Source organism: Neoroseomonas alkaliterrae, from assembly GCF_014199195.1.
Taxonomy (GTDB): domain Bacteria; phylum Pseudomonadota; class Alphaproteobacteria; order Acetobacterales; family Acetobacteraceae; genus Neoroseomonas; species Neoroseomonas alkaliterrae.
The window spans coordinates 1-3,456 of the sequence record NZ_JACIJE010000030.1; the positions used below are offsets into that span (position 1 = coordinate 1).

General features: G+C 68.5%; 3 protein-coding genes. All 3 read left to right on the forward strand.

Translation table 11 applies throughout. The annotated features are described in order from the left end of the window. Nucleotides 1-76: 76 nt before the first annotated feature. Genes FHS88_RS20215 through FHS88_RS20225 form a run of 3 tightly spaced genes read left to right on the forward strand, consistent with a single transcriptional unit; the run spans nt 77 to nt 3,359 of the window. Entirely contained in the window at nt 77-964 is an 888-nt protein-coding gene (locus tag FHS88_RS20215) for a glycosyltransferase (protein ID WP_184487294.1), read from the forward strand. Further along, nucleotides 961-2,205: a glycosyltransferase family 4 protein gene (locus FHS88_RS20220; RefSeq protein WP_184487295.1), complete on the forward strand. Its 1,245-nt coding sequence runs from the start codon at nt 961-963 to the stop codon at nt 2,203-2,205. Before FHS88_RS20215 ends, FHS88_RS20220 begins: the two co-directional genes overlap by 4 nt. Before the next feature lie 2 nt (nt 2,206-2,207). Then, nucleotides 2,208-3,359 carry an FkbM family methyltransferase gene (locus tag FHS88_RS20225; protein WP_184487296.1) on the forward strand — a complete coding sequence of 384 codons (1,152 nt, stop codon included), beginning with the start codon at nt 2,208-2,210 and terminating at the stop codon, nt 3,357-3,359. The last annotated feature ends 97 nt before the right edge of the window (nt 3,360-3,456 follow it).

Sequence of the window (3,456 nt, forward strand, 5' to 3'; positions counted from 1 at the left end):
TCAACGCCAATCTCCATGCCAGAGATCAGCTTGGAATCACGTCCGGCCCCGGCTGGGAATCCCCCCAAGCGCCAGTTTGTCCACGCGGCCTAGCGTCGCCAGCGGCGCCCTTGATGACCTGATCGCCGAACATGACGTGGTGCATGTGCACCAATGTCTGTCGCCCTTAGGCATATTCGCGGCCGCGCGCGCGCGCATCGCCGGCAAGGTCGTGCTCGGCACTGACCATGGCGGCGACCTGTTCGCGGAACTGGAGTACTATCCCCGGCTCGGCCGCCTCTTCGACGTCTTCCATGCCCAGTCCGACTTCGCTGCCGCGGCCTTTGCCGGCCTCGACCGTCCAGTCCGGCTGATCCGTGGCCCGGTCGATGACCGGATGTTCGCTCTCGCGACGACGCGACGCCAACGCGGCCTCTTTGTCTCGATTGGCCGCATTCTTCCGCACAAAGGATACGAGCATGCGATTGCGGCGCTGCCGCGCGGTGCGCGGCTCGTAATCGCCGGCCGCATTTACGATCGAGACTATTTCGACCGCCTCCTGCAAGCCGCGGCGGGCCGGGACGTGCACTTCGAAACGCAGCTCGGAGACGCGGAGGTTCAGCACCTTCTCGGCCAGGCCAGCCTCCTGGTGCATGGCGGGACGCATTTCGGACCGGACGGGACCTTCTACCATAAGCCGGAACTGCTTGCCCTCGCCCCACTGGAGGCGATGTGCCTCGGCACCCCCGCGGTAGTCAGTCGGGCGGGCGCGCTCGGCGAGCTGGCTGTGCTGCGCGGGTGCCGCAGCTACGCCGATGCGCAGGAGCTCGCTGCGATGCTGGAGGCTGCCGCCGCCGGTGACCTCTTCGCGCTGAGCCCGGCGGAGATCCGCGACGACGCCGTAGCGCAATTCGGCCTTCGCCAATTCGGGGAGCACTACCTCGCCCTGCTGCGGGAATCAGGGCGGTGGGAGCGCGCCGCATGAAGGTGCTCCTGGTTAGCAATCTATTCCCGCCGGAAGTCTTGGGCGGTTACGAGCTGCTCGCGGCTGAGGTCGCGACCATGCTCGCGCGCCAGGGGCATGCGGTCACCGTGGCGACGACGCCGCTGGTAAACCGCGTCGATACGCAGGTAGATCCGCGCCTTTCCATCCGCCGAAGCCTGGAATTCAACGCGAACTGGCTGTCGCCGGACCCCCCCAGTGACGCGGCGGAGTTCCGCGGCGGCTTCCTCTCGATGCGCAACATTGCCGCGCTGCGGCTGCTGCTGGAGGAGACCGAGCCCGACCGCGTCGTCCTGTTCAACACGGACGGTCTCGGCACGCTCGGGCTGATCGCCTTTCTGCACGCCTGCGGCCACCGTCCGGTCCACTATATGGCCGACAATGTGTTTCGTTTCCTGGACTCGCGGCAGGCGGCCGAAACCTTTCGGAGCTTCGCCCGGGTGTTCCGCCTGGAGCCTGCGCTGAAGGCGCTGAGCGTGCTCGCCATGTCTCGCACGGTCTACGACGAGGCCGCGCATTCGCTCGGCACGGCGCCGGGCACGGTGGCGTTCGTGCCCGGTACCGTGCCGGATAAGCTTCCGCCCCTCGTGCCTCGCTCGGACCCCGAGGGGACCCTGCGCCTGGTCTTCTCCTCCCGAATAGCGCCGCACAAGGGCACGCTCTTGATGCTCGACGCGCTGCGTCTCCTGCTCGACAGGGGCGAGCGCGGCTTCACGGTGGACGTCTTCGGCAATGGTGGGGTACCGGACCTACTCCAGCGCGCCCATGCCCATGGCCTTGGCCCGCATCTGCGCTTCGCCGGGGGCATTGGGCGCGAGGCGATGATCCAGCGCTTTGCCGACTACGACGCCCTGCTGTTCCCGACCTGGATGCGTGAGCCCTTCGGCCTGGTGGCCGCGGAGGCGGCGGCCCAGGGCTGCATCCCCATCGTGACGGCGCAGACCGGCGTCGCGGAATGGCTGATGACCGGCGACGCCATTAAGATCGAACGCAGCGTCGAGGGCCTCGCCGGCGGCATCCAGCGGCTGCTGTACCTGCCGCCGGCGGAGCGGGAGGCGCAGCGCCGGCGCACGAGCGACGCGGCCCGGCGGCTCTTCGCGGCAGATCGCTGGTACCCACGGATTGAGCGCGCGATCCTCGACGCCGCCAGTTGCTCCCGCGCGCCGTCGGCGCGGGACGTCGAGGATGCGTTCTTCGCCATGGCGCGCATTTGGAGGGGCTAGGCATGCGGGATATCGACCTTGCGGCGATACAGGAGAAGCTCCGGGTAGAGGGAACGCGGGCTTCTCGGCATAGCTGGATCGTCGCGCGGGTCCGGCGCCTGCTGTGGCCCTTCATGCGCTCCTACTTCTTCATCACGCTCGAATGGGTGCGCGACCGGCTGAACGAGGCGCAACTCGGGCCCGGCGGCGCCGCCTCGCCGCGCCTCGCCGAGGTGATCACCGCCGCCCGCGCGGAGGCCCTGGCCGCCTCCCGCACGGTGCAGGAATTGCGCGCCGACCTGGAACCGCTGCGCGCCGACATGGACCAAGCGACGCGGTCCACCGAGGCCGCGGTGCAGCGGCTGGAGCGGACGCTGTTCCACCTCGCGGCGCGTGCCGGTATGCCAGCGTCGGACGGTGCGGAGGCTCATTCCGACCTGGGCCCGGCGGTCCTCGTCGACACCGCCTTCGGGCCGATGATCATGAAGCGCGGCGACCTGATCACCGAGCATGTCCAGGCGCACGGTACCTGGGACGAGCACATCCTGCCGCTGATCGAGCGCGCCGCCCGGAACGGCGACGTCGCGGTGGATGCAGGCGCGCATTTCGGCACGCTGACCGTCGCCATGGCGAAGCATTTCCGTACCGTGCACGCCTTCGAGGCAAATGCAGGAAACTTCAACTTCCTCTGCGCCAATGCCGCGCTGCGGCCGGCGGGACGGATAGTGCCGCACCATCTCGCCCTCTATTCGTCCGAGACCGAGCTGTCGCTCGCCGCACCGGACCTGCAGGAGGTGACGATCGAGGGCGGGCCCGACCTGCAGGAGACCTTCAGCAAGGCATCGAATTCCGGCGGGCTGATGTTCGTGCAGGGCGGCACTGGGATCGCCGCTGTGCGCGCGGTGCCGCTCGATTCGCTGGGGCTGGAGCGGGTCGGCTTCCTGAAGATCGACTGCCAGGGCGCCGACGGCCATGTCGTGCGAGGCGCGCTGGGGACGATCGAGCGCTGCCGGCCGGTCATCGTGCTGGAGTGGGAGGCGCAGCTGGCGCCGGCGCATGGCGTTTCGCTCGAGGAGGTCCGCGCCGCCCTCGAGTCCCGCGGCTATCGCTTCGAACTGCTTTGCGCGCACAATGACAAGCAGACGGACTATCTCGCTATGCCGTCGGCGTCGTGAGTGCTAGGCCGCGTGGACAAACTGGCGCTTGGGGGGATTCCCAGCCGGGGCCGGACGTGATTCCAAGCTGATCTCTGGCATGGAGATTGGCGTTGAT